The following is a 3,135-nucleotide window of genomic DNA, read 5'->3' on the forward strand; positions in this document are numbered from 1 at the left end:
TACGTAGGCAGAGAGTTTGAGGGACAGCGCCCCCCTCTCTCCTGCCGGACATCTCCCCCACGAGGGGGGAGATTGGCCGCTTGAAAGCCAGCTCAAATCCAGCGGCGCACGCGTTTGGCGTAGTCGCGGTATTTCTTGCCGAATTTTGCCGCCAGCACCTTTTCCTCGCCTTCGATCGCCACCTTCTGCGTGGCATAGGCGGCGATGAACGCCAGCGGCAGGAACCACACGATGCCCGAGACAAAGGCGACGCCGATCAACAGCAGCGTGTTGGCCAGATACATCGGATTGCGGGTGACGCCGAAGGGACCCGTGGTGACCAGGTGATCGGGTACAGCGTTGGGGTTGAGCGTGGTCTTGGCCCGGATCATGGTGCGGATCGCGGTGAACCAGAGTGCGGCGACGGCAAACAGCGCCACCCAGCCGGCCGCGAACAGGATATCGCCCAGCAGGTCGCCGATCCAGGGCAGGGGATAGAGCAGGCCCAGTGCGATGCTGACGGCGATGGCGGCGATGTAGATCAGCGGCGGCCACGGTATGAGCCCCGGCTTCGGCTGGTTCTCGGTCATTCGGCCCCTCCCTCCATCAACTTGCTGTCGGTCTTGGCGGTGCACATGCCGGCGAGATCGGACAAATGCGCTTTCCACTCCGCAGTCTGATCGTTGTTGTAGAGCCTATCAAGCGTGGACTCGCCCTCGAGTGTATCGAGCATGCAGACACAGTAGCTCGTACAGAACTCGGTGTCGCGCGACTGCTCGCAGGACAGCTGGCAGGTTTTGAGGAAATTCACCTGCGGGGTTTCGACCTGCGCCGGCATGATCTGCGAGAACAGCCAGACGCAGCCGATCAGCAGCGGCTGGTGGATCAAATAGAAAGCCAGGCTGTGCCGACCGATGAAGACCAGCGGGTTGGCCAAGCGACCGGGCGCCAGATTGGCAAGCCTGGCAAGCAGGCCGGCACCTGCGGCGAGTTTCGTCACCGCGATGCCCGCAAGCACGGCGCCGAACCACGGAAACAGCGGAACGTAGTCGTTGGAGCGCGGATTGGTCGCCGACAGGCCGACCCACCACAGCCATGGGTGATCGAAGGCCTCGAAGCGCAGATAGACGGGGGCGGCGATAACGAGCGCAGCGACGACAAGCGTCAGCAGCGCCGGCAGGCGCAGGAAGGCGAGACCGAGCAGGCTGGCCAGCGCGATCTCGTGCAAGATGCCGAAGAAGATGAAGCCGTCCGGAGTGGCTATGCGGGTGACGACCGAAATCGCGATCGCGGCTCCGGCGACCATGGCGAACCGCTTCCAGAAGCCGTTCCAGCGGATTTGTCGGCCGTGGGCGAGATACAGGCTGACGCCGACCAGGAACAGGAAGGTCGAGGCGATGCAGCGCGCGTAGATCTTCCACCAGCCGAAGGCGGTCAGGCCGGGATCGGTGTAGCCGAAGAACTCCAGATCCCAGGTGAAATGGTAGCTTGCCATGGCGATCAGCGCGATGCCGCGCACGATGTCGATGGCGACGATGCGCTTTGGTCGATCCTGAACGGGTGCGGTCGGCGTTTGGATGCTCATGGTCTCGCATTCTGATTCAGCCCCGCTGGAGGACTATCACGGTTGCCCGGGACAAAAGAAGACCGGCAACCCTGCCGATAGCGCCGGATCAGCCGCGGCATTGGGCCAGTGCCGGAAAGCCTTTGGCCGGCTTCGCTTTTGCCGGATGCACGTCGGTTTCCTCTTATTGGCGCTGAGGTCGCCACGGCAGATTTGACCCGGTGAATCTGCTTCGGGGAAAGCAATGTCCACCCATGTGCGCCATCCGATCTGGCTACCGGCCCTCAAGGCCGCGGACGCGCGCACCTTCGCTTCGCTCTATGCGGTCGAATCCTTCGCCCGCGCCACGGTGTCGAGCGTCATCCCGATCCAGGCTTACGAGATCCTGCACAACGAGCAGATCGTCTCGATCCTCTACACCGTCGTGGCGATGCTCGGCCTGTCGGTGACATTGTTCATGCCGATGCTGATCCGCCGTTTCGCCCGGCGCTGGGTCTACACGGCGGGCGCCTGCCTGCTGGCCATTGGCTCGCTGTTCTTCGTCACCGACACGCTTGCCGGGCAACTGGCCGGCATGCTGTGCCGGGTGATGGGCGCCAGCGCGCTGTCGATCACGCTCAACCTCTACATCATGGACCACATCCGCAAGACCGACTTCATGCAGGCCGAATCGCTGCGCATGGCGTGGTCGATGCTGGCCTGGACCGGTGGGCCGACGCTCGGCATCTTCCTCTACACGCGCTTCGGCGTCTATGCCGCGCATGGCGCGGTGGCCGTGTTCGCGTTAGCCTTGCTGGCATTGTTCTGGACCTACCGGCTCGGCGACAACCCGTCGATCCGTCCCGGCAAGACGCGACCAGCCAATCCGCTCGCCAATATCGGCCGCTTCATCGCCCAGCCCAGGCTCAGGCTGGCCTGGCTGATCGCGTTTGGGCGCTCCTGTTTCTGGACGACGTTCTTCGTCTATGGGCCGCTGTTCATGGTCATTACGGGTGAGGGCAAGCTGGCCGGCGGCCTGCTGGTTTCGGCCGGCAACGCGCTTTTGTTCATGGCGATTTTCTGGGGCAAGGCGGGAAAGCGCTTTGGCGGCCGCAGGACCATGACATTTGCCTATTTCGCCATGTCGGTCGCGCTTCTGGCGGCGGGCTTCGTCGGCGAAACCGTGCCGCTGCTCACCGGCGCCTTCCTGCTCTGCGGCGCCTTCTTCACCATTGCACTCGACGCGCTCGGCTCGACCGCCTTCATGCGCTCGGTGCGCTCCTATGAAAGATCGCAGATGGCGGCAGTCTATCGCACCTATCTCGACTTTTCCGAGCTGACGCCGCCGCTGGTCTATTCGGTGGTGCTGGCCTTCTTCGGCCTGGGCTCGGTGTTCGTCACGCTCGGCCTGCTGGCGGCGGTCTGCGGCTTCGTGACGTGGCGCTATCTGCCGAAATCGCTTTGACCTTCATGGCGCATTCGCAACGGTCGCCGGCGGAATTTGGTTTGCCGGACGCGAGGATTCTGCCTATAGTCGCCGGTGTCGCCGGTTCCATTTTGGAGCCAAGAGGGAATGCGGTAAGGGCGGATTTCGCCCAATGCCGTGGCTGCCC

The 3,135-nt window shown here is 63.4% G+C and carries 3 protein-coding genes; 1 reads left to right on the forward strand and 2 read right to left on the reverse strand.

Going from position 1 to position 3,135, the window contains the following annotated elements; translation table 11 throughout:
- Window positions 1-92: 92 nt before the first annotated feature.
- Both EN994_RS24410 and EN994_RS24415 read right to left on the reverse strand, forming a co-directional pair.
- On the reverse strand, window positions 93-569 hold the full coding sequence (locus tag EN994_RS24410) for an isoprenylcysteine carboxylmethyltransferase family protein (RefSeq protein WP_024501351.1): 477 nt from the start codon (window positions 567-569) through the stop codon (window positions 93-95).
- Window positions 566-1,564, reverse strand: coding sequence for a DUF1624 domain-containing protein (locus EN994_RS24415; protein ID WP_063168230.1), 999 nt, complete (start codon window positions 1,562-1,564; stop codon window positions 566-568). Before EN994_RS24415 ends, EN994_RS24410 begins: the two co-directional genes overlap by 4 nt.
- A gap of 223 nt (window positions 1,565-1,787) precedes the next feature.
- On the opposite strand from EN994_RS24415, the gene EN994_RS24420 reads away from it, so the two are divergent.
- Window positions 1,788-2,987 (forward strand): MFS transporter, encoded by a 1,200-nt coding sequence (locus EN994_RS24420; protein WP_013531116.1) that lies wholly within the window; start codon window positions 1,788-1,790, stop codon window positions 2,985-2,987.
- Window positions 2,988-3,135: the final 148 nt, after the last annotated feature.

It is taken from the genome of Mesorhizobium sp. M7A.F.Ca.CA.002.09.1.1, from assembly GCF_003998555.1.
Classification (GTDB): domain Bacteria; phylum Pseudomonadota; class Alphaproteobacteria; order Rhizobiales; family Rhizobiaceae; genus Mesorhizobium; species Mesorhizobium ciceri.